Below are 21,816 nucleotides of genomic sequence, written 5' to 3' on the forward strand. Positions count from 1 at the left end.
GAGCCATTGCAACCCCCAATCTTTGCAGGTTCAATCAACCCATGAGTGAAAGTTTCGCGCAACTGCTCGAAGAGAGCATGGCCTCCACCCAGATGCGGCCCGGTTCCATTCTGCATGGCACCGTCATCGACATCCGCAACGATATGGTGGTGGTGAACGCCGGCCTGAAGTCGGAAGGGGTGATCCCCGCCGAGCAGTTCTACAACGAGAACGGAGAACTGGAGATCCAGGTGGGCGACGAGGTGGAAGTCGCCCTGGAGACCCCGGAGGACGGCTTCGGGGAGACCCGCATGTCCCGGGAGAAGGCCAAGCGGGCCAAGGCCTGGGAACGCCTGGAAGAGGCCATGGAGAAGGATGAGACCATCACCGGCATGATCAGCGGCAAGGTCAAGGGCGGCTTCACCGTCGAACTGGGGGACATCCGTGCCTTCCTGCCGGGTTCCCTGGTGGACGTGCGCCCCGTGCGCGACACCGCCTACCTGGAAGGCAAGGAACTGGAGTTCAAGCTCATCAAGCTGGACCGGCGCCGCAACAACGTGGTGGTGTCCCGCCGCGCCGTGGTGGAGAAGGAATACAGCGCCGAGCGCGAAGCCCTGCTGCAGAACCTGCAGGAAGGCATGGTCCTCAACGGCATCGTCAAGAACCTCACCGACTACGGTGCCTTCCTGGACCTGGGCGGCATCGACGGCCTGCTGCACATCACCGACATGGCCTGGAAGCGGGTCAAGCACCCCTCCGAGGTGGTCAACATCGGCGACGAGATCCAGGTCAAGGTGCTCAAGTTCGACCGTGAGCGCAACCGCGTCTCCCTGGGCCTGAAGCAGCTGGGCGAGGATCCGTGGGAGAACATCACCCGCCGCTACCCGGTGGGCACCCGCATCTTCGGCAAGGTCACCAACATCACCGACTACGGCTGCTTCGTCGAGGTGGAAGACGGGGTCGAGGGTCTGGTGCACGTCTCCGAGATGGACTGGACCAACAAGAACGTCAACCCCGCCAAGGTGGTGGCCGTGGGCGACGAGGTGGAGGTGATGATCCTCGACATCGACGAGGAACGCCGCCGCATCTCCCTGGGCATGAAGCAGTGCCAGCCCAACCCCTGGGACGAATTCGCTGCCATGCACAACAAGGGCGACCGGGTCTCCGGCGTCATCAAGTCCATCACCGACTTCGGGATCTTCGTCGGCCTGGATGGCGGCATCGACGGTCTGGTGCACCTCTCCGACCTGTCCTGGAACATCCCGGGCGAGGAGGCCGTGCGCAACTTCCGCAAGGGTGAGGAGATCGAGGCCGTGGTCCTGTCCGTGGATCCGGAACGGGAGCGCATCTCCCTGGGCCTGAAGCAGCTGGACAAGGATCCCTTCTCCAACTTCGTGGCCGAGCACAGCAAGGGCAGCATCGTGCGCGGCACGGTCCGTGAGGTGGATGCCAAGGCCGCCGTGGTGGAATTGGCCGAGGGCGTGGACGGGGTCCTGCGGGCCTCCGAACTCTCCCGTGACCGCGTCGAGGACGCCCGCACGGTGCTCAACGTGGGCGATCAGGTGGATGCCAAGTTCATGGGCGTGGATCGCAAGAACCGCACCGTGACCCTGTCCATCAAGGCCAAGGAGAGCGCGGAGGAGCAGGAGATCCTGCAGGACTACAGCAGTTCCTCCGTGGCCGCCACCTCCCTGGGGGATATCCTCAAGGAGCAGCTGGGCAACAGCGGTTCGGACGACAAGGGCTGACCCGACGGGAACGCCGCGGCATCACGTCGGCGCCAGGGATGGCACCGCCGGGCCGCCCCGTGACGGGCGAAGGATCGGTGGCCGTTGCGGAATGAGGGGATCGCGCAACGCGCATCAGGACAGGGCGATGACGAAATCGGAACTCATCGATATACTAGCTCGCAAGCAAAACCATCTGGCGTATAAGGATGTCGAGCTGTCCGTGAAGACCCTTCTCGAGCAGATGAGCCAGGCGCTGGCGACCGGGGATCGCATCGAGATCCGTGGTTTTGGCAGCTTTTCGCTGCACTTTCGTCCGCCGCGCGTGGGCCGCAACCCCAAGACGGGGGAGACGGTGTCCCTGCCCGGCAAGTACGTGCCGCACTTCAAGCCTGGCAAGGAATTGAGGGAGCGGGTCAACGAGCCGGCAACCACCACTGGGAAGGTGGCCGCACGCTGATCCGGGTACAACGCATGTCCACAATCGGGAAAGCAGCCCATGAGTCGACTGATACTGATCTTGTTCTCCATCGTGGCCGTCCTGCTGGGCGCCAGTTTCACGGTCATCAACTCCGATAACGTCGCGGTGAACCTGTACCTGCAGACCTATCAGGTGCCCATGGCCCTGGTGGTGTTCATCAGCATGTTCCTTGGGGCCATCATCGGCGCCCTGGCCTGTTCGGGCCTGGTGATGCGTCGCGGCCGGGATATGCGCCAGCTGCGCAAGAAGTGCAAGCGGGCCGAGGACGAGATCGCCCGGTTGCGCCAGTTGCCCAGCACCGGCAAGGTCTGAGCCCATGTGGCAGCTCCTGTGGCTGCTGCTCCCCGTAGCGGCGGCCTCGGGATGGATGGCGGCGCGCCGCACCTGCCGGAACGAGTCCGGACAGGAGCGGGGCGCCGTTTTTTCTGCCGACTACATCAAGGGCCTTAACTACCTGCTCAACGAGCAGTCGGACCGCGCCCTCGAGGTCTTCCTCGAGATGGTGAACGTGGATCCGGAAACGGTGGAGACCCATCTGATCCTCGGTAGCCTGTTCCGCCGCCGGGGGGAGGTGGACCGGGCCATCCGCATCCACCAGCACCTGGTGGATCATCACCGGCTTGTCCCCGCGCAAAGGGCCAATGCCATCCTGGAACTGGGCCGGGATTACATGAAGGCCGGGGTCCTGGACAAGGCGGAACAGCTCTTCAGCGAACTCATCCAACTGGGGTACCTCCAGGCCGAGGCCTATCAGTGGCTGCGGGGGATCTACGAGCGGGAACGGGACTGGGCCCAGGCCATCTGGGCCAGTGAACGCCTCTGTGAATTCTCCAGCGAGCCCCAGAACCAGCGCATCGCCCACTATCACTGCGAACTGGGGGAGGCCGCCCGGGCCCGTGGCGACCGCCAGGAGGCGGCCCACCGGGCGCGCAAGGCCCTCAGCTTCGACCATGACTGCACCCGTGCCAGCATCCTGCTGGGGGACCTGGCCCGGGAGGAGGGGCAGCCGCGTCTGGCCATCGAACACTACGAGCGTGTGCTGCGTCAGGACGCGGCCTTCATCCCGCTGATCCTGCCCCGGGCGGGGGAGGCCTTTCAGGCGCTCAGGGATACGGACGGGCACGAGGCCTTCCTGCGCAGCGTGCGCCGGCACGACGGCACCGTGTGCTCGGCGGTGGCCCTGGCCCGGTTCCTCAATGAGCGCGACCGCCGTCAGCCTCTGGAGGAACTGCTGGGGGAGGAGATCCAGGGGGAACGCATCGGCCTTGGTCTGGTGCTGGAGTATCTGCGCATCAAGCTGGGCCGGGGTGAGGCCGGGGAGGCCGGCGTCACCGGGGTGGCGATCCGCGCCCTGGAGCGTCACCTGGAAGAACGCCCCCTCTACGGCTGCGTGCGCTGCGGCTTCCAGTCCCGCAGCCACTTCTGGCACTGCCCCGGTTGCCATGGATGGAGTACCGTACGTCCCCTGGACCGGGTGCCGGAGCGGCGCCCGGAGACCTCCCTGACCCCGCCCGGCGAACCGGACCCTTCCCATCGATGAACTGCCCGAACGACAGGCGATCCATGGCCCAAGACCAGATGCACCAAGACCAGCCCCTCATCGTGGCCCTGGACTTCCCCGACGGGGCGTCCGCCCGCGCCTTCGCCTCCCGCCTGGATCCCCGTCTGTGTCGACTCAAGGTGGGGTTCGAGCTGTTCGTGGCGGCCGGCCCGGCCCTGGTGGAGGACCTCCAGGGGCGTGGCTTCGAGATCTTCCTGGACCTGAAGTTCCACGACATCCCCAACACCGTGGCCGGGGCCTGCCGCGCGGCGGCGGGGCTGGGTGTATGGATGATCAATGTCCACGCCTGTGGCGGGCGCGCCATGATGACCGCGGCCCGGGAGGCGGTGGAGGGTGCGGCCCACCGTCCTCGGCTCATTGCCGTGACGGTGCTCACCTCCATGGACGCGGCGGATCTGGCCGCATCGGGGATCGGGCGCGGCCTGGAGGAGCAGGCCCTGTTCCTGGCCGGGGAGGCCCGCGCGGCGGGGCTGGACGGGGTGGTCTGTTCCGCCCGGGAGGCCCCGATGCTGCGCCGGGCCCTGGGGGCGGACTTCCTCAAGGTGACCCCCGGCATCCGCCCGGAGGGCAGCGCCAGCGACGACCAGAAGCGCGTGGTCACCCCGGGGCAGGCCATGGGGGATGGGGCCACCCATCTCGTGGTGGGCCGGCCCGTGACCCGTGCCGCGGACCCGTTGGCGGTGCTGGAGGCCATGAACCGGGAGATCGCTGCCGCCCGGGGGACTTGAAACCCCAAGATCAGGCACTATGATCCACTGGTGGGCACCATGGAGGATCAGGAGATCCGCGCCCACAAGACCAGGGAAATCCACGGAAACCAGGAGACAGGTCATGAAGCTTTTTCCCGCCCTTACCCTTTCAGTGTCACTGCTGTGCGCCGCTGGTCTGGCCCAGGCGGCCGACCCGGTGAATGTGAACCGGGCCGATGCCGAGGCCCTGGCAGCGGGGCTGCATGGCGTCGGCCCCGTGAAGGCCGAGGCCATCATCGCCTACCGCGAGGCCCATGGGCCGTTCCGCTCGGTGCATGAACTGACCGAGGTGGACGGCATCGGCGAGGCCACGGTGGAGCAGAATCTGGATGCCATCCACCTGGGTGAGCAGGCCGCGGCGAAGTAATGCACGGCGGTTGATCCCGCCGTTGCACACAGGGGGCGGCCCAGGCCGCCCCCTGTGTTTTGGGACCCCTGTGCCTTGGTGCCCTTGTGTTTTGGGGGAGGGCGTGCGCATGCTTGGCAAACCATCCATTGAATCCGATTGCGAAGACGGGACATGCAGAAACAGATCCGAAAGGCAGTTTTCCCCGTGGCGGGTATGGGCACCCGTTTCCTGCCGGCCACGAAGGCGAATCCCAAGGAGATGCTTCCGGTCGTGGACAAGCCCCTCATCCAATACGCCGCCGAGGAGGCGGTGGAGGCGGGGATCAATGTTCTGGTGTTCGTCACCGGCCGCAACAAGCGCTCCATCCCAGACCACTTCGACAAGGCCTACGAGCTGGAGACGGAACTGGAGGAGCGGGGCAAGGAGAAGATGCTGGAGGTGGTGCGCAACATCCTCCCGCCGGGGGTGACCTGCGTCTATATCCGGCAGTCCGAGGCCCTGGGTCTTGGACACGCCGTGGGCTGTGCCCGTCCCGTGGTGGGGGATGACCCCTTTGCCGTCATCCTGGCGGACGACCTCATCGACGGCCGGGGCAAGGGTGCCCTGAAGCAGATGGTGGAGGTCTATGAGGAATATGGCTGCAGCATCCTGGGTGTGGAGGAGGTCCCGGAGGATCAGACCCACAAATACGGCGTGGTGCGGCCGGAGCGTGTTCAGGATGGCCTCTGGGATGTCCAGGCCATCGTGGAGAAGCCGGCCCCGGAGAAGGCCCCATCCAACATGGCAGTGGTGGGCCGTTACATCCTCACCCCGCGCATCTTTGACCTGATCGAGCAGACCGGCCGGGGGGCCGGCGGTGAGATCCAGCTCACCGACGCCATCTCCGACCTGCTGGCCGAGCAGCGTGTCCTGGCCCACCGCTTTGAAGGGACCCGCTATGACTGCGGCAGCAAGCTGGGCTACCTGCAGGCCACCGTGGAATACGCCTTGAAGCACCCCGAACTCAAGGCCAAGTTCGGCGATTACCTGCGGCGGGAAGTCTGCACCCGGGAAATCTGAACCGGGTGTCACCCCCCTGGGGGTGTCTGGTGGGCCATCGGCCCCCGGGGTGCCACCCGCCCTGCCTGCGTGAGGACCGCGCAGGCCCCATGAGCTGCCCCTGGCCCTGCGCTTGAACTGGTTCCGATTCAAAGGCAAGCCCTCCGCCGGGCGTGACGAAGGTATCTCCCTGGGAAGGGAGGACAACGAGCGGGTGGAGCGCTGGCAGCGGGCGGTGAAGCGGGTGCGGGTCACACGCAACCTGCTCAAGCTGGCCTGGACCGCCGGACCGGTGACGGGGATTGGCCTCTACGGTGGTTACTACATCGGCTACGGGCGCCCCCCCGCCACCGACCTGCTGATCTACTTCACCACCTTCACCATCCTCTCCGGCCTGCTGGGTCTTTTGGCGGCCATCGTCTACGACACCACCTATGGGGCGGCCAAGGAGCGGGCACAGCAGGACGTCCTGGAGGCGGTGGACCTGCTGGGGGATCTGATCCTGGCGGTGCGCGACCTGGCCATGGAGGGCTTCGAGCCGGAGATCCGCCGCCGTGAGGCCGCCATGCAGCTCCTGCAGCGGGTGGATCTCTCTCCAGAGGCGGTGGCCTTCGCCTGTGAGGAACTCATCGGGGAACGGGAACTGGGCCGCTGTCTGGCCAAGATCGACACCTTCCGCCGGGCGGGACTCTACAGCCGCATCCGCGATCTGCACCAGGACCAGGGGGAGGCCTTCGACAAGGCCCTGTCGGAGCTGCACCGTGTGGCCCCCCTTGCCGCCTCGGTGCTGCGGGAACGCTACATGGGGGATGCCCCCAAGCTGCAGGACGGCATGCCCCGGGATGAGTTCTTTCTGGAGCGGGTCATGGCCGCCATCGACCAGGACAACCTCCTGCTCATGACCCCGGCGGACGTGGAGGCCATGCTGCTGCTGGCCTTCGAGCTCATCAACGGGCGAGAGATCCCCATGCTCACCTTCAGCTATGCCGGAAGGTGGCGTCTGGCCTCGGTGCTGGATCACCTGGAGGAACAGCGCAGCCGCTACCGGGTGGCCCGGGCGGCCGGCAGCAACCGCATGCGCGCCCTGGCCACCTGGCTGGTGGAGGTGGAGGTGCTGGCCTATGAAGAGGTGCCGGAGGGGATCTCCGCCTCCCTGCTGGTGGACCGGGTGGTGGCGGCCCTGGACCGCCTGACCCGGCAGCTGGATGCCGAATGCGACCGTCTGCGCCGGCGGCGGCACGGTTCCACCGGCGAACTCCGTCGTCTGGGGGATACCCTGGCCACTTCCCTGCGCCTCTACCGTATGGCCCACGATGCCTATCGTGAGCTGGGCAGGGTGCATGCCGATCTGTTGCGGGCCTCGGAGGAATGGGAACGTCTGCAGGCCCTGCCGGGGGAGGAACGCGGTCATCTGCATCTGGGACCCGGGCGCAAGGGGCTGCGCATCGTGGAGCGGGTCATCGCCCTGGACGAGGATGCCCGCGAGGCGGTGTGCCAACACCTGGTGAACTACCTGCACGGGGAGCAGCTGGAACGCCGCGGCCGGCGCTTCTTCACCCGTCAGGACGGCCGCCGGCGCGCCCTCACCCTGGAAGGGGCGCGGCAGCTGGCGGTGGAGACGGCCCTGGCCCTGGATCCCCATATCCGCCTCTCCCGTCCCGAGGTGCAGCGGGGCATCGGCGCCAGTCGCGCCAGTTACCTGGGCAACCTGGAGCCGGGGATGAGCGCCCACGAAAAGCGCACCCTGGGGGAGGCCATGGCCCAGGAGGTGGTGCAGGACATGAGCCATCCGGCGGAGCGCCTGGCCCTGGCCCTGGTGCGGCACTACCGAGTGAGCCTCACCGAGGAGGCGAAACAGTTCCTGCGGGACCATTACGGTGCCCGGGAACAGGTGCTGAACATGATCGCCCAGAGCCATGCCGAGGAGATGCCGCAGATGAACCTGCTCAGCCAGCGACCCACTGTCGTGCCCGCGCCCCGGCGGGACTGGTACCGCAGCCTGGTGCGGGCAAGACGCCTGCTGGACTGACGCTGAACCCCGGGTCCCGCCTCGAGTCCATACTATGAAACGAGTATCATTCCTGTAATGAATCCCGATGGAGTACCCCATGGTGATGCACATCCTGCAGGAGATCCTGGGCCTGGCCCTGGCCGCCGCCCCCTGGCTGTTGCTGGGCCTGATGGCCGCCGGCGCGGTGAAGGCCTGGGTGCCCGAGGCCCTCATGCGCCGCTGGGTCGGCGGGGATGGATTCGCGGGGGTGGCCCGGGGGGCGGTCATCGGCGCGCCGCTGCCCCTGTGCTCCTGCGGGGCCATCCCCACCGGGATCACCCTGTATCGGGGCGGGGCCGGCCGGGGTCCCACCACGGCCTTCATGATCGGCACCCCCGGGATCGGGGTGGATTCCCTGGCGGTGAGCTACGCCCTGCTGGGCCCCTTCATGATGCTCGCCCGCGCCCTGGGGGCCGTGGTCACGGCCATCGCCACCGGCCTGCTGGTGGGGTTCAGCCGCGGCGTCGCTCCCGCTGCGGTGGATGCCCCCTCCGGGGCGGCCGCTTGCACGGGCGGCTGCTGCGGCGATGACGCATCCGTCCACGACCATGGCCACGCCCCCGCCCCTTCGCCGGCGGGTCCCGGGGGGAGGCTGCGCGCGGGGCTGGCCTACGCCTTCACCGAACTCCTGGATGACATCGGCCCCTGGATCCTGGGGGGCCTGATCCTGGCCGGTATGCTGGTGGGCCTGGTGCCCGATGCGTGGTGGGCGGGTCTGGAGAACGGGCCGTTCACCCTCCTGCTGCTGTCCCTGGTGGGGATTCCCCTCTATATCTGCGCCACCGCCGCCACCCCCGTGGCCGCGGGGCTGCTGGCCGCCGGCCTCTCCCCCGGGGCCGTGCTGGTGTTCCTGCTGGCGGGTCCGGTCACCAGCCTGGCCACGCTGGGGGTGCTGCGGCGGGAGATGGGTAACGCCGCCCTGGGGTTGTACCTGGGCGGGATCGTGGCCAGCACCGTCGCCCTGGGCCTGGGGCTGGATCTGCTGGTGGGTACCCTGGGGCTGGATGTCCCCGCACAGGCCGGTGCCGTGCGCGAACTCACCCCCGCCTGGCTGGGCTGGGCCGCCCTGGCGGTGCTGTTGGCGGTGGGGCTGCGGCCTTTGCGCCGGGGGCTCGCCGGTCTGGGACGCCGCCTGGCCCTGGGGGAGTGATCCCGTGTGCGGCCGCTTTGCCCTGTACACTCCCCTGGGGCCGGTCGTGGCCCGCTACTTCGGGTTGACCGACGCCCCGCAGGGGGAACCCCGCTACAACGTGGCCCCGGGCACGGCCATCCACATCCTCCAGACCGATGCACAAGGCAGCCCGCGGCTTGATCCCTGCCACTGGGGATTCCGGCCTCCGGGGGCCGGGGTGGACGCGCCCCGGCCCATCAACGCCCGCGCCGAGAAGGTGGCCACCAGCCCCTATTTCTGTGGGGCTTTCGCCCGCCACCGCTGCCTCATCCCGGCCGATGGCTGGTACGAATGGCGACAGACCCCGCAAGGTCGCCAGCCCTACTACATCACCCTGCGTGATCCCGGCGAGGCTGAGGTGATCTTCCTCGCCGGCATCCACGCCCCCGGCACCGGGGTGGAGGATGGCGGCTGTGCCGTGATCACCGAACCCGCCCGCGGCCCCCTGGCCACCATCCATCCCCGCCAGCCCCTGGCCCTGAATCCCACCTGCCTGCAGGCCTGGCTCGATCCGGATATCACCGAGCGTCAGACCTTACGGGCCCGCATCCGCCCCCTGGATCCCGCACGCCTGGAGATCCGCCCCGTGGACCTCCGGGTGAACCGTGCCGGGGAGGAGGGGCCGGAGTTGATCCGCGAACGTCAACGGGGACTGCCCGCCTCTTAGTGCTGCCGGATCCCGTCCCGGCGGAATATGCCGATCCCCGGCCACAGGTTGGCGCTGAGCAAGGCGTTGGAGAGGGCGAAGGCAAGGAGGGCCGAGGGATGTACTTGATCCGGATCGAGCCGCGCACCGTGCATGGGGGCCGGTGTGCTAGCCTTCCTGCAGGAACGCCCCCTGGGCGGAGTCGCACATCAGCCAGGAACGCCCCATGAGCCGATTCATCTATCCAGAACCCGAGACCTGGATCCCCGCGGACCGTCAGGGGATCCGGGATCACTACCGGTGCGACGAGGCCGAGGCGGTGCGCATGCTGCTGGGGGAACTGCCCCCGGATGAGGAGACGGGTACACGCATCCGTTACCTGGCCCGGGGTCTGGTGAAGGGCATGATCCAGGCCGGGGAACGGCGCTCGGGGATCGGCGCCCTGCTGCAGGAATACGATCTCTCCAGTGAGGAGGGCATCGCCCTGATGTGCCTGGCGGAGGCCCTGCTGCGGGTGCCGGATAAGGACACCGCGGACCGTCTCATCCGCGACAAGCTCACCGCCGCCCACTGGGATACGCACCTGGGCGGAGGGCGCCCCTTCACGGTGAACGCCGCCAACTGGGGGCTGTGGATCAGCGAGCGCATCATCGACACCGAAGAGCGCCGCCGCTGGCTCGGTGGCGTGGTGCATCGCATGCTGGCCCGGGCCGGTGGGCCGGTGATCCGCACCGCCGTGCGCCGCGCCATGGCGGTACTGGGGGACAGCTTCGTCCTCGGCCGCGACATGCCCGAGGCCATGAAGCGCGCCCGCCGCAACGAGAAGCTGGGCTACCGCTACTCCTACGACATGCTGGGGGAATCCGCCCGCACCGAGGCGGACGCGCAGCGCTATTTCCAGGACTACCGTCAGGCCATCGAGGCCATCGGCAAGGCGGTGGATCCGCGCATGGCCCTGCCGGAGCGGCCCGGTATCTCCATCAAGCTCTCCGCCCTGGATCCCCGCTTCGAGCCGGGCCAGGAGACCCGCCTGGCAGGAAGGCTCATGCCCCGGGTGCTGGAGCTGTGCAAACTGGCCCGGGAGTACCATATCCCCCTGTGCATCGACGCGGAGGAGTCCTGGCGCCTGGATCTGACCCTGGACGTGGTGGAGGCCTTGCTGCAGGAACCCGGGCTGGACAACTGGAACGGCCTGGGCCTGGCGGTACAGGCCTATCAGAAGCGCTCCTGGGAGGTGCTGGGCTGGCTGGAGAAGAAGGCGGCGGCCCGTCAGCGCCAGGTGATGGTGCGGCTGGTGAAGGGGGCCTACTGGGATACGGAGATCAAGGAGACCCAGGTGCAGGGGCTGGCGGATTATCCCGTGTTCACCCGCAAGGCGGCCACGGATGTGGCCTTCATGGCTTGTGCCCGGCGGCTCCTGGAAGACTGCCCGCACCTCTATCCCCAGTTCGCCACCCACAACGCCTACACCGTGGCCGCCGTTCTGGAGATGGCCGGGGACCGGGCCTTCGAACTGCAGCGCCTGCACGGCATGGGGGAGACCCTCTACCCGCAGTTGATCCGGCGCGAGGACGGGGGTGGCGTCCCCTGCCGCATCTACGCCCCGGTGGGCAGCCACGAGCGGCTGCTGGCCTATCTGGTGCGCCGGCTCCTGGAGAACGGGGCCAACACCTCTTTCGTGCACCGGGTGCGGGAGTCGGACCTGGAGGACCTGGTGGCCGACCCGGCGGCCCGGCTGCGGGCCCGCAATGTCCTGCGCCATCCCCGTATCCCCCTGCCGGCGGACCTGTATGCCCCCCACCGGCGCAACAGTGCCGGGCTGGATTTTTCCGACCGTGCCGCCATGGCCGACCTGGCCGTGGAGATGGGGTGCGCCTTCGGCCGGGGCGGGCCGCGCAAGGCCGGACCCATCATCGGCGGCAGCCTGCGCACCCGCACCGGCGAGGCGGTGCGGTCCCCCCGGGACACCGCCGCCGAGGTGGGCCGGGTCACCTGGGCCGGCGAACAGGAGGTGGAGGAGTCCCTGGCGGCGGCTCACGCCGCCTGGCCCGCCTGGGAGGGTACCCGGGCCGAGACCCGGGCACGGTTGCTGGAGAAGGTGGCCGATCTCTACGAGCAGCACCGGGCCGAGCTCATGGCCCTGTGCGTGGACGAGGCGGGTCGTACCCTGCGGGATGCCCATGCCGAGGTGCGCGAGGCGGTGGACTTCTGCCGCTACTACGCCTGGCAGGCCCGGCGCCAGCTGGACCGGCCCGTGGTCCTGCCGGGCCCCACGGGGGAACACAACGAACTCACCCTGCATGGACGCGGCGTGTTCGCCTGCATCAGCCCCTGGAACTTCCCCCTGGCCATTTTCACCGGTCAGGTGGCGGCGGCCCTGGTGGCGGGCAACGCCGTGGTGGCCAAACCGGCGGAACAGGCCTCCCTCACGGCGACCCGGGCCGTGGCCCTGATGCACCAGGCGGGGATTCCGCGGCAGGTGCTGCATTGCCTGCCCGGGTCGGGGGATCTGCTGGGACCGGCCCTGGTGCGGGACCGGCGCGTGGCCGGGGTGGTCTTCACCGGTTCGGTGGAGACGGCGCGGCGCATCCACCAGGACCTGGCGGGACGCGAGGGCCCCATCGTGCCCCTGATCGCCGAGACCGGCGGCATCAACGCCATGATCGTGGATTCCACCGCCCTGCACGAGCAGGTGGTGGCGGACATCGTGCGCTCCGCCTTCCTCAGCGCCGGGCAGCGCTGTTCCGCCCTGCGCCTGCTGTGTGTACAGGAGGACGTGGCCGAACCCCTGCTGCACATACTCCAGGGGGCCATGGACACCCTGGTGGTGGGGGATCCCCGCTGGCTGGCCACGGACGTGGGCCCGGTGATCGACGCCGAGGCCCTGGAGGGGCTGCGTTCCCATCACACCCGCATGCAGGGCATGGGGCGGGTGATCCACCGCGCCCCGGTGAGCGGCGATTGCGAGCAAGGGCTCTACATGCCCCCCACCCTCTACCGCCTGGAACGTCCGGAGGAACTGGACCGGGAGGTCTTCGGCCCCATGCTGCACGTGGTGCGCTGGCGCTCCGGGGAACTGGAGGACCTGGTGGATCGCATCAACGCCCTGGGCTATGGCCTGACCCTGGGCCTGCACAGCCGCATCGCCGGCGCCGCGCAGCAGGTGCGACGGCGCGCCCGGGTGGGCAATCTCTACATCAACCGGGATATGGTGGGGGCCGTGGTGGGTACGCAGCCCTTCGGCGGCGAGGGGCTCTCGGGCACGGGGTTCAAGGCCGGCGGGCCCCATTACCTGCTGCGGTTCGTCAGCGAACGGGTGGCCACCTTCAACACGGCGGCGGTGGGCGGCAATGCCAGCCTGCTGGTGCTCTCGGATGATGAGGACATGCCGCAGCCCGCATCGGGTGCGGAGAAGGAAGGGCAGGATCCGGGACGGGCAGCGGCTGGGCGCCGCAGGAGGAAGGGCGCCCGGTGATAGGGTACCGCACCCCCTGGAGGCCCGGCCCCGTCGGGATCGCGGGGCCGGGCCGGGGCTTCAGTCTTCCTTGGCGCCGGAACCCTTACCGCTACCGCCGCCGTTGGTGCGGGAGCGGGGGGAGCGGCTGCGCCGGGTGCGCGGTTTCGCGGATGCCTTCTCCTGGGAGGCCTCCCGGGAAGCGGCCGGCTTGGGTGCCGGAGCCGGCTCGGGATCAGGATCGGGCTCGGGATCGCGGTCACCGCCACCGGGCCAGAAACCGTCCCGGGCCTTTTGCAGCCAGTTCCCCAGGTAGTCCTCGATCATGTCCTGGGTGTCCTGGGGCAGGTCGCGGTAGATGAAGGTCCCGGCCACGGCGAGCACCACCAGCCCGCCGATGAAGGTGAGGAAGGGCTGGAGGAAGACGATGGTGGCCAGGGCGATGACGCTGAGCAGGATGATGCGTGTTCTTGCTGGCATGGTCTCTCTCTGTTCGGTCGCGCGGCCGCCGGGGGCGGCGGGGTGGGGAAGGATGGAAAAACCCCGTTATTTTGCCTGATTTGCCGGGGTGGAGCCAGGAAGGATGTCACGCGCCCGCGGGGATCGCGGTATCGATGACCGTCTGGGTGACCCGATCGCGGCCGCCCCGCTTGCTGGTATAGAGGGCGTCGTCCACGGCTCGTACCAGTTGGGTCCGGGAGGGTCCCACGGCCTTGCCGGCACAACTGACCACGCCGATGCTGACCGTGATTTTCAGCTTCTGGCCCCGGTGTTCCAGGGGTTGGCGGGCGATCTCCTCCCGCAGCCGCTCGGCCATGCTCAGGGCCCCATGGGGGTCGGTCTCGGGCAGGATGACCATGAACTCCTCCCCCCCATATCGGGCCGCCAGATCCGATGTCCGTGCCCAGTCCTTGAGGATCCGGGCGATATGCCGCAGGAAGGCGTCGCCCACCGGGTGTCCGTGGGTGTCGTTGATCTCCTTGAAATGGTCGATGTCCATCATGAGGATGGAGAAGGGGCTGTGGTAGCGCTGGCTGCGTTCGATCTCCCGGTCGATGAGCTGCTGCATGTGGGCGTGGTTGAACAGCCCCGTCATGCCGTCGCGGTGGGCCCGCTCGGTGAGGTGGTGCATCTGGGTCAGGGCGCGGATGATGGGGCGCAGGGCCAGGATCTTGGCAACGAAGATCAGCGCGGCCAGTATGGCCAACAGTCCCGACAGGCGCCAGAGTTGCCGATTGGTCTCGGCGAAGAAGGCCCGGGTGTGCACCACCCCGTAGATCCGCCAGTCCACGGACGCCAGGGGGCGGTAGTGGATGTGGATCCCGTCGCCGATGGGGTTCCCCGCCAGGTGGGCCTGCAGGCGTTGGCGGGCATCCTGGTAGATCGCCCCCCGGGGCCAGAACAGCAGGCGTCCGTCCGCTGTGACCACGCCCAGGGTGACGGTATCCGGGTCCTCGCCATGGGGGGTCTCCAGGATCTCCTGGACCGGGGCGGCGTCCATCAGCAACTGGTCCATGCCGATGCGCTCCCCGCCCGGGCCGTGCAGGGGGGAGCAGTACACCAGCACCTGCCTGCCCTTCAGGGGGAACGGGCCATGGATCCGGACCCCGCCTTCCTGATCCCCAGTCTCCGGTAAGGTGCAGCGGGAAGCCTCGGGCAGGGGGTCCGGTGACCACCCCACCTGGAGCAGCGGGGTCCCGTCCGGCCCCAGGCGCCGGATGCCCAGCAGTTCCTCATTGGCCTTGAGGGCATCCCGCAGCTTGGGGTTGGCGAAGGCCCGCAGGTCGGCGAGATCCATTTTTCCCGCCAGGTAGCGCACCTGTTGCTGGCGGATGGCGCTGCGGCTGGCGGTCTGCCGGGCCAGGGCGATATGGCGGTCCAGGGCCCCCTGCACCAGCCAGCGGGTGCTGTCCAGGGTGTGATCGATGATCTGCCCGTGGGCCTCCCGCAGCCGTTCGGCCAGGGGCTGGAAACCGGCGACATAGAAGGTGAGGCTGAGCAGGGCGAAGCTGCCCCCCAGTACCAGGTAGACCAGGGCGATGCTGGGTCTGAAGGGCTTTAGCGGCATGGAAGGCGGCTCCCATGGGGGCAGGGTCGCGGGGTGGAGCACCGGCGGCGCCCCCAGGTGGCCCCCGGGCCGGTCAGGGTGCGGGGGGTGCGCGGCAAAGGAACAGACATGGCGCGGGCAGTATAGCCGTATAGGGCCAAGGGCCAAAGGCGGATAGGCCGTGGTGGATCGGTCGAGGGAGAGGGATGCGCACAGGATCGCCGAGGGGTACGATGACCTCCATGAACGACACCGGAATCCAGCGGGGCAACCGCCTGCTCATCGTGGAGGACAGCCGGGCCGTGGCCCGGCTCCTGGCGGAGCGGGTGGAGACCCTGCCCGGCATCGAGCCGGTGCTGGCGGGGAGCCTGGCCGAGGCGGAGGCGCGGCTGGCGCAGGGGGCCCAGGACTTCTTCCTGGCGGTGCTGGATCTGAATCTGCCCGATGCCCCGGATGGAGAGGTGGTGGAACGGGTCCTGGCCCATGGCCTGCCCGCCCTGGTGCTCACCGCCGGGGTGAGCGATGACGAGCGCGACCGGCTGCTGGACCTGGGCATCGTGGACTACGTCAACAAGGGCAATCTCACCGAGATCGAGCATGTCATCGCCACGGTGGAGCGTATCCATCGCAACCGGCGCATCGGCGTGTTGGTGGTGGATGATTCCACCTCGGCGCGGGCCTATCTGCGCACCCTCCTTGGGCGCTATGGCTATCGCACCCTGGAGGCCCGGGATGGCCAGGAGGCCCTGGACCTGCTGGCCTCGGGGACGGGTCCCATCCACCTAGTGCTGTGTGACCAGCACATGCCGGGCATGGACGGCATCACCCTCATCAGCCGCATCCGGCGGCATTTCTCCCGTACCGAGCTGTGCATCATCGGCATGTCCAACCACGGCTCCGGCATCCTCTCCGCCCGGCAGCTCAAGGCCGGGGCTAACGACTTCATCACCCGTCCCTTCCTGGAGGAGGAGTTCTTCGTGCGGGTGAATCAGAACGTGGCCCTGTTGGAGCTCCTCCAGGAGATGCGGGAGAACGCCAACCGGGATCCCCTGACCCGGCTGTACAACCGGCGCTACCTGGCCGATGCCGGGGAGACGGTCTATCAGGCGGCCCGCCGGGAGGGGCGCGGCCTCGCGGTGATCCTCCTGGATCTGGATCACTTCAAGCAGATCAATGACCGCTTCGGCCATTCCGGAGGCGATAAGGTGCTGGTGAACGTGGCCGACTGCCTGATGGCCCGGGCACGCCGTTCGGATATCCTGGTGCGCTATGGGGGCGAGGAGTTCTGCCTGCTGGCCCAGGACGTGGATGAGAAGGGGGCCCTGGGTCTGGCGGAGGCCCTGCGGGAGGCCGTGGGCGGCCTGGAACTGCGCCTGGACGGGGAACCATTGGCGCTCACCACCAGCGTGGGGGTGAATACCCACCCGGGGACGTGTCTGGAGGCCATGCTGGAGGCCGCGGATGAGGCCCTCTACCGCGCCAAGACGTCGGGACGCAATCGGGTGGTACAGGCCGGGGGGGAAACGGTGGGATGAAGCAGGACCGGCCGCACCCGGGTGGATGCGGCCGGTCCATACAAGCACCGGAGGATGCCGGGGCTTATTTCGCGCCGGAACCCTCGTAGGTGCGTTCCATGCGCTGCATCATCTCCCGCAGACGGGCATTCTCTTCCAGGGCGCGTTCGGCCTTGCTGTCGGCCTCGCGGGCCATGCGCTGGGCCTGGTCGGCGGTGGACTGGGCCTGTTCGGCCGTGCGCATGGCCTGGTCCGCCGTCACCGCGTTGTCCTCGATCATCTGGCGCTGCTGTTCCATGTTCTGGGTGGTGGCACAGCCGGTGGCCAGCACCAGGGAGAGGGCGGCTGCGGGAACCGCGACGACTTTCATCATGCCTTTTTTCATTGTTACCTCCGTCATGCGGGTTGTTTTACGCTGGAAATTCCGAGCGGCAAGCGACCCCTCGTTCCTTGGCGCTGCCGGCAGACGCGCGGGGTCATGATTTGAAAATTGCACTTGAAGTGTAACAGGTTGTCGGCGGGGAGCCATACGGGTTCGTACCCGGAGTTGTATCACGCTCACAGAATGCACACCCCGCTGGCGGGCAGGGTGCTGCAGCGGATATCCCCGGGCCCGGCCCCCGCGGCTCGACGCCCCGGCCGGCGAGGTTACAATACCGCAAAACATCCATATGTATGCGAGTGAACCGCCATGCCCCTTGGGCCCGTGATGCTGGATCTCGAGGGGACCGCCCTCACGCAACGGGAACGCCGCCTGCTGTGTCATCCCCAGGTGGGCGGGGTCCTGCTCTTTACCCGCAACTACGACTCCCCGGAGCAACTGCGTGAACTGGTGCGGGAGATCCACGCCCTGCGGGATCCCCATCTCCTGGTGGCGGTGGATCACGAGGGGGGACGGGTGCAACGCTTTCGCGAGGGGTTCACCCATCTGCCACCCATGGCCCGCCTCGGCGCCCTGTATGATCGTGATCCGGTGCGGGCGCGGCGGGTGACGCGCCTGCTGGGCTGGCTCATGGCCGCCGAACTGCGCAGCCTGGGGGTGGACTTCAGTTTCGCGCCGGTGCTGGACCTGGGCCGCGGGGTGAGCGGGGTCATCGGCGACCGGGCCTTCCACCGCGCCCCGGAGGCGGTGGCCGACCTGGGACAGCAGTGGGTGAACGGCATGCGCGCCGCCGGCATGGAGGCGGTGGGCAAGCACTTCCCCGGTCATGGCGGCGTGCGCGCGGACTCCCATCTGGAGCTGCCCGTGGACGAACGCCCCCTGGAGTCCATCCTCCACGGGGACCTGCAGCCCTTCGAACGTCTGGCGGCCAACGGCATCGCCGGGATCATGCCCGCCCACGTGGTCTACACCCACGCCGATCCCCTGCCGGCGGGATTCTCCCGCCACTGGCTGCAGCAGGTCCTGCGCCGGCGCCTGAACTTCCGCGGGGCGGTGTTCAGCGACGACCTTTCCATGGCCGCCGCCGCGCAGTTGGGCGACTACGGTCAGCGGGCCAGGCGTGCCCTGGCGGCCGGCTGCGATATGGTGCTGGTATGCAACCATCCGCAAGGGGCCGAACAGGCCCTGCAGGCCCTGGAGGGGTACGACGATCCGGTGGCCATGGCACGGCTGGCGCGCATGCATGGCCGCGGCACCCTCACCCCCGAGGCCCTGCATGCCGATGCCCACTGGCAGCAGGCGGTGACCGCATGCCGTGCCCTGGGCGGGGAGGAGGGCAACCTGGAGATGCCGGTCTAGCCCCCCGCAGGACTCAAAAAGACCTCATGGGGGGATCAATCAAACTGAATTGGACGCCCCCCGGACTGGGGTTATAATGCCCCTGAACCATCAAAGGAGTTATAAGTATATGGCCGACAAGCTGATGATCATCATGGTCAACACCGATCCCCGCAACGGCGCGGAGCTGGGGGCGCCGTTCTTCCAGGCCACGGTGGCCGCCGCCATGGAATACGACGTGGAGGTGATCATGACCGGCCGCGCCGGGGAACTGGCCAAGAAGGGGGTGGCGGAGCACCTGTACGTGCAGGAGGGCAGCCCCAAATCGGTGTACGACTTCATCAAGGATGCCCACGAGGCGGGGGTCAAGTTCAAGGTGTGCACCCCCACCCTGGAGCTGTGGGGGGATGATCTCATCCCCGAGGTGGAGGAGACCGTGGGCGGGGCCTATGTCATCGGCGAGGCCATGGACGACGATACCGTGACCTTCACCTACTAAGACCCGGCGGATCGCCGGCGGGTTGAATCCGGGGCCGGCCCGGGGGGATGATGGAACCCCTCCGGGCCTGTCCCCGTTTCCGGGCCCACCCCATTGCGGGTGGGCTCGTTGCGTTCATCCATACCAGAAAGGATCGCCATGTCCGTTACGCCAGAACACGCCGCCCGGGTCCAGGCCCAGGCCGATTGCCTCGTATCCCGGACCGAAGTGGAGGCGGCCATGGACCGCATGGCCGAGGCCATCACCCGGGATCTGCGGGACCGGGATCCCGTGGTGCTGTGCGTCATGACCGGCGGTGTGGTGCTCGCCGGACACCTCCTCACCCGCCTGGACTTCCCCCTGCAGGTGGACTACCTGCACGCCACCCGGTATCGCGGTGAGACCACCGGCGGTGACACCCTGCACTGGGTGGTCAAGCCCCGCCTGTCCCTGGAGGGGCGCAGCGTGCTGGTGCTGGACGATATCCTGGACGAGGGGCATACCCTGGCGGGGATCCTGGACTTCTGCCGGTCCCAGGGGGCCCGGGAGGTGCGCACGGGGGTGCTGGTGTACAAGCACCACGACCGCCACGTGCCCGGCCTTGCGGCGGAATACGTGGGCGTGGAGGTGCCGGACCGGTACGTCTTCGGCTACGGCATGGACTACAAGGAATACCTGCGCAACGCCCCCGGCATCTACGCCGTGAAGGACGCCTGAGCCCTATAAACCCCCGATCCCATCCCATCCAACCAGCATCCGAGAGTTCCATGACTGAAAGCACCATCGCCATCATCGGCGGCACCGGCCTGACCTCCCTCAACGGACTCGAGATCACCCGCCGCGAGGTGATGCATACCCCCTACGGCGAACCCTCCGGCCCCCTGACCCACGGGGTCCTGGCGGGCCGCCGCGTGGTGTTCCTGGCGCGCCATGGCTATGGCCACACCATCCCGCCGCACCGCATCAATTACCGGGCCAATATCTGGGCCCTCAAGAACGCGGGGATCCACCGCGTGGTGGCCGTGGCCGCGGTGGGGGGCATCACCCGGGAGATGCACCCCCCGCGCCTGGTCTTCCCCGACCAGATCATCGACTACACCTGGTCCCGGGGGCATACCTTCTTCGAGGAGGACCTGAGCCATGTGACCCATGTGGACTTCACCCATCCCTACGACGAGGGGCTGCGCCAGGCCCTCATCCAGGGGGCCCGCGGCATCGGGATCGACGCCGTGGAGCGGGGCACCTACGCCGCCACCCAGGGGCCGCGTCTGGAGACCGGTGCCGAGATCGACCGCCTGGAGCGGGATGGCTGCGACCTGGTGGGGATGACCGGCATGCCGGAGGCGGCCCTGGCCCGGGAACTGGACCTGGCCTATGCCACCTGTGCCGTGGTGGCCAACTGGGCCGCCGGCCGCGGCGAGGGGGCCGGGGAGATCTCCATGGAGGAGGTGAACCGCAATGTCAGCCAGGGTATGGACAACGTTCGCCGCCTGCTGGAGACGGTGATCCCCACCCTCTGATCCCCATTACCCCTTTCAGGGCATCACGCCCCGGAAGGGCTGCACCTCCACCAGCTCCCCGGGCTCCAGCGTACCCCCTTCCGGGGGCAGGACGATGAAGCAGTCGGCCTCGCGCATGGAGCGCAGCACCCCGGAACCCTGGTGGTCCATGGCGCGGACCCGGAGCCGTCCGTGCGGGTCCCGTTCCAGTCGGCCCCGCTGGAATTCCAGGCGCCCGGGACGCTTGTGCAGACGGGTGGCGCAGGGCACCTGAAAACCCGCGGGCGGTGCCGGATGGGATACCCCCATGAGGCGCAGCAGGGCCGGCTGCACCAGCTGGCAGAAGGTGACCATGGCGGAGACCGGGTTCCCGGGCAGGCCGAAGAAGACCGCATCCCCCACCCGGCCGAAGGCCAGGGGCTTGCCGGGTTTGACGGCCACCTTCCAGAAGGCCACCCGGCCCACCCGGTGCAGCACCCGGCGTACATGGTCCGCCTCCCCCACGGAGACGCCGCCGGTGGTGATCACCAGATCGGCCCGGGCCCCGGCCTGGCCCAGGGCCTCTTCCAGGGCACCGGGGGCGTCGGACACGCGCCCCAGGTCCAGGACCTCCATCCCCAGGGCGGTGAGCAGCCCCCGCAGGGCGGGGCCGTTGCTGTCGTGGATCTGCCCCGGGGCCAGGGGCTGCCCCGGGGCGGCCAGTTCATCCCCGGTGGAGAAGAGGGCTACCCGCGGGCGGCGCAGCACCGTCACTTGGGTGATCCCGGCGGAGGCCAGCAGCCCCAGGCGCGGGCCGTCGATGCGTTCCCCCGCCGGCAGCAGCGTCTGACCCGGTTGCAGGTCCTCGCCGGCGCGGCGCACGTTCTCCCCGGGGCGTATCCCCGGGGGGATCAGCACCTGACCCCCGGGTTGCGTCTGCACCCGCTCCTGCATCACCACCGCATCGCAGTCCGGGGGCAGCACCGCCCCGGTCATGATGCGCACGCAACTCCCCTCCGGACGGGGGCCCTGGAATGGGACACCGGCCCGGGCCATGCCCGCCACGGCGAGGTGGGCCGGGGCGTCTGCGGGCAGTTCCCGGGTGGCCAGGGCGTAGCCGTCCATGGCGGCGTTGTCCTGCCCGGGGACGGCGATGGGCGAGGGGATGTCCCGGGCCGGGACCCGCCCCAGGGCGTCCGCGAGGGCCACGCACGTCTCCTCCCGCAGGGGCTGGACCTCGTCCAGGATGCGTTCCCGGGCCCGCTCCAGGGTCAGGGGCTTTGCATCGTGGTCCTCGTGTTTCCGGTCCCCCATGGGGGCGGCGGTGGCCTGGGTCATGGTTCGGGTGTCCTTCTGGATGGTGTGTCTGCGGGG

The 21,816-nt window shown here is 68.7% G+C and carries 20 protein-coding genes; 16 read left to right on the forward strand and 4 right to left on the reverse strand.

All coding sequences use genetic code 11. The annotated features are described in order from the left end of the window. Positions 1-41: 41 nt before the first annotated feature. The 11 genes from rpsA (at position 42) to putA (ending at position 13,226) form a co-directional block, all read left to right on the forward strand. A complete protein-coding gene (gene rpsA, locus BM214_RS01790) occupies positions 42-1,727 on the forward strand; it encodes a 30S ribosomal protein S1 (protein WP_090483494.1) in 1,686 nt (561 codons plus the stop codon). A 127-nt stretch (positions 1,728-1,854) separates the two neighbouring features. Continuing rightward, the gene (locus BM214_RS01795; RefSeq protein WP_090483684.1) at positions 1,855-2,166 is read left to right on the forward strand and encodes an integration host factor subunit beta; all 312 of its coding nucleotides are present in this window, start codon (positions 1,855-1,857) and stop codon (positions 2,164-2,166) included. A gap of 39 nt (positions 2,167-2,205) precedes the next feature. Then, on the forward strand, positions 2,206-2,499 hold the full coding sequence (locus tag BM214_RS01800) for a LapA family protein (protein ID WP_090483495.1): 294 nt from the start codon (positions 2,206-2,208) through the stop codon (positions 2,497-2,499). Between the two features lie 4 nt (positions 2,500-2,503). Continuing rightward, positions 2,504-3,727: a lipopolysaccharide assembly protein LapB gene (gene lapB / locus BM214_RS01805; RefSeq protein ID WP_090483496.1), complete on the forward strand. Its 1,224-nt coding sequence runs from the start codon at positions 2,504-2,506 to the stop codon at positions 3,725-3,727. Positions 3,728-3,750: 23 nt separating this feature from the next. Next, positions 3,751-4,476: an orotidine-5'-phosphate decarboxylase gene (gene pyrF, locus BM214_RS01810; protein WP_244887809.1), complete on the forward strand. Its 726-nt coding sequence runs from the start codon at positions 3,751-3,753 to the stop codon at positions 4,474-4,476. A gap of 103 nt (positions 4,477-4,579) precedes the next feature. Then, entirely contained in the window at positions 4,580-4,864 is a 285-nt protein-coding gene (locus BM214_RS01815) for a ComEA family DNA-binding protein (protein ID WP_090483497.1), read from the forward strand. A gap of 153 nt (positions 4,865-5,017) precedes the next feature. Further along, on the forward strand, positions 5,018-5,905 hold the full coding sequence (gene galU, locus BM214_RS01820; RefSeq protein WP_090483498.1) for a UTP--glucose-1-phosphate uridylyltransferase GalU: 888 nt from the start codon (positions 5,018-5,020) through the stop codon (positions 5,903-5,905). A 112-nt stretch (positions 5,906-6,017) separates the two neighbouring features. Continuing rightward, positions 6,018-7,913: a hypothetical protein gene (locus BM214_RS01825; RefSeq protein ID WP_090483499.1), complete on the forward strand. Its 1,896-nt coding sequence runs from the start codon at positions 6,018-6,020 to the stop codon at positions 7,911-7,913. A 79-nt stretch (positions 7,914-7,992) separates the two neighbouring features. Continuing rightward, the gene (locus BM214_RS01830) at positions 7,993-9,084 is read left to right on the forward strand and encodes an SO_0444 family Cu/Zn efflux transporter (protein ID WP_090483686.1); all 1,092 of its coding nucleotides are present in this window, start codon (positions 7,993-7,995) and stop codon (positions 9,082-9,084) included. 4 nt (positions 9,085-9,088) lie between these two features. Beyond that, a complete protein-coding gene (locus BM214_RS01835) occupies positions 9,089-9,772 on the forward strand; it encodes an SOS response-associated peptidase (RefSeq protein ID WP_090483500.1) in 684 nt (227 codons plus the stop codon). 205 nt (positions 9,773-9,977) lie between these two features. After that, entirely contained in the window at positions 9,978-13,226 is a 3,249-nt protein-coding gene (putA, locus tag BM214_RS01840; RefSeq protein ID WP_090483501.1) for a bifunctional proline dehydrogenase/L-glutamate gamma-semialdehyde dehydrogenase PutA, read from the forward strand. Positions 13,227-13,286: 60 nt separating this feature from the next. Here the strand turns inward: putA and BM214_RS01845 are convergent, their stop codons facing one another. Both BM214_RS01845 and BM214_RS01850 read right to left on the reverse strand, forming a co-directional pair. Then, positions 13,287-13,685, reverse strand: a complete 399-nt coding sequence (locus BM214_RS01845; RefSeq protein ID WP_090483502.1) for a hypothetical protein — start codon at positions 13,683-13,685, stop codon at positions 13,287-13,289. Between the two features lie 106 nt (positions 13,686-13,791). Then, positions 13,792-15,273, reverse strand: coding sequence for a sensor domain-containing diguanylate cyclase (locus BM214_RS01850; protein WP_090483503.1), 1,482 nt, complete (start codon positions 15,271-15,273; stop codon positions 13,792-13,794). Positions 15,274-15,494: 221 nt separating this feature from the next. On the opposite strand from BM214_RS01850, the gene BM214_RS01855 reads away from it, so the two are divergent. Further along, complete coding sequence (locus BM214_RS01855) at positions 15,495-16,787, forward strand: response regulator (protein WP_177217549.1); 1,293 nt, start codon at positions 15,495-15,497, stop codon at positions 16,785-16,787. A gap of 64 nt (positions 16,788-16,851) precedes the next feature. Here BM214_RS01855 and BM214_RS12475 read toward each other — a convergent pair whose 3' ends face one another. Next, complete coding sequence (locus BM214_RS12475) at positions 16,852-17,139, reverse strand: Lpp/OprI family alanine-zipper lipoprotein (protein ID WP_177217550.1); 288 nt, start codon at positions 17,137-17,139, stop codon at positions 16,852-16,854. 318 nt (positions 17,140-17,457) lie between these two features. Between BM214_RS12475 and nagZ the strand changes: the two genes are divergently transcribed. The 4 genes from nagZ to BM214_RS01880 all read left to right on the forward strand — a co-directional run bounded on the left by nagZ (position 17,458) and on the right by BM214_RS01880 (position 20,484). Then, the gene (nagZ, locus tag BM214_RS01865) at positions 17,458-18,507 is read left to right on the forward strand and encodes a beta-N-acetylhexosaminidase (RefSeq protein WP_090483505.1); all 1,050 of its coding nucleotides are present in this window, start codon (positions 17,458-17,460) and stop codon (positions 18,505-18,507) included. 109 nt (positions 18,508-18,616) lie between these two features. Beyond that, a complete protein-coding gene (locus BM214_RS01870) occupies positions 18,617-18,985 on the forward strand; it encodes a DsrE family protein (protein ID WP_090483506.1) in 369 nt (122 codons plus the stop codon). A 138-nt stretch (positions 18,986-19,123) separates the two neighbouring features. Continuing rightward, complete coding sequence (locus BM214_RS01875) at positions 19,124-19,681, forward strand: hypoxanthine-guanine phosphoribosyltransferase (RefSeq protein WP_090483507.1); 558 nt, start codon at positions 19,124-19,126, stop codon at positions 19,679-19,681. A 50-nt stretch (positions 19,682-19,731) separates the two neighbouring features. Further along, the gene (locus BM214_RS01880) at positions 19,732-20,484 is read left to right on the forward strand and encodes an S-methyl-5'-thioinosine phosphorylase (RefSeq protein ID WP_090483508.1); all 753 of its coding nucleotides are present in this window, start codon (positions 19,732-19,734) and stop codon (positions 20,482-20,484) included. A gap of 15 nt (positions 20,485-20,499) precedes the next feature. On the opposite strand, the gene moeA is transcribed toward BM214_RS01880, so the two are convergent. Beyond that, positions 20,500-21,780, reverse strand: a complete 1,281-nt coding sequence (gene moeA / locus BM214_RS01885; RefSeq protein ID WP_244887810.1) for a molybdopterin molybdotransferase MoeA — start codon at positions 21,778-21,780, stop codon at positions 20,500-20,502. Positions 21,781-21,816 lie beyond the last annotated feature (36 nt).

Origin of the sequence: Ectothiorhodospira mobilis, assembly GCF_900114895.1 — a bacterium.
In the GTDB taxonomy this organism is placed as follows: domain Bacteria; phylum Pseudomonadota; class Gammaproteobacteria; order Ectothiorhodospirales; family Ectothiorhodospiraceae; genus Ectothiorhodospira; species Ectothiorhodospira mobilis_A.

Coding starts and splice junctions, on each gene's coding strand:
- BM214_RS01815 (WP_090483497.1), top strand. CDS start 4,580: ATGAAGCTTTTTCCCGCCCTTACCCTTTCAGTGTCACTGCTGTGCGCC.
- BM214_RS01875 (WP_090483507.1), top strand. CDS start 19,124: ATGTCCGTTACGCCAGAACACGCCGCCCGGGTCCAGGCCCAGGCCGAT.
- BM214_RS01870 (WP_090483506.1), top strand. CDS start 18,617: ATGGCCGACAAGCTGATGATCATCATGGTCAACACCGATCCCCGCAAC.
- BM214_RS01800 (WP_090483495.1), top strand. CDS start 2,206: ATGAGTCGACTGATACTGATCTTGTTCTCCATCGTGGCCGTCCTGCTG.
- moeA (WP_244887810.1), bottom strand. CDS start 21,780: ATGACCCAGGCCACCGCCGCCCCCATGGGGGACCGGAAACACGAGGAC.
- galU (WP_090483498.1), top strand. CDS start 5,018: ATGCAGAAACAGATCCGAAAGGCAGTTTTCCCCGTGGCGGGTATGGGC.
- BM214_RS01845 (WP_090483502.1), bottom strand. CDS start 13,685: ATGCCAGCAAGAACACGCATCATCCTGCTCAGCGTCATCGCCCTGGCC.
- nagZ (WP_090483505.1), top strand. CDS start 17,458: ATGCCCCTTGGGCCCGTGATGCTGGATCTCGAGGGGACCGCCCTCACG.
- pyrF (WP_244887809.1), top strand. CDS start 3,751: ATGGCCCAAGACCAGATGCACCAAGACCAGCCCCTCATCGTGGCCCTG.
- BM214_RS01830 (WP_090483686.1), top strand. CDS start 7,993: ATGGTGATGCACATCCTGCAGGAGATCCTGGGCCTGGCCCTGGCCGCC.
- lapB (WP_090483496.1), top strand. CDS start 2,504: ATGTGGCAGCTCCTGTGGCTGCTGCTCCCCGTAGCGGCGGCCTCGGGA.
- BM214_RS01795 (WP_090483684.1), top strand. CDS start 1,855: ATGACGAAATCGGAACTCATCGATATACTAGCTCGCAAGCAAAACCAT.
- BM214_RS01850 (WP_090483503.1), bottom strand. CDS start 15,273: ATGCCGCTAAAGCCCTTCAGACCCAGCATCGCCCTGGTCTACCTGGTA.
- BM214_RS12475 (WP_177217550.1), bottom strand. CDS start 17,139: ATGATGAAAGTCGTCGCGGTTCCCGCAGCCGCCCTCTCCCTGGTGCTG.
- BM214_RS01880 (WP_090483508.1), top strand. CDS start 19,732: ATGACTGAAAGCACCATCGCCATCATCGGCGGCACCGGCCTGACCTCC.
- rpsA (WP_090483494.1), top strand. CDS start 42: ATGAGTGAAAGTTTCGCGCAACTGCTCGAAGAGAGCATGGCCTCCACC.
- BM214_RS01855 (WP_177217549.1), top strand. CDS start 15,495: ATGAACGACACCGGAATCCAGCGGGGCAACCGCCTGCTCATCGTGGAG.
- putA (WP_090483501.1), top strand. CDS start 9,978: ATGAGCCGATTCATCTATCCAGAACCCGAGACCTGGATCCCCGCGGAC.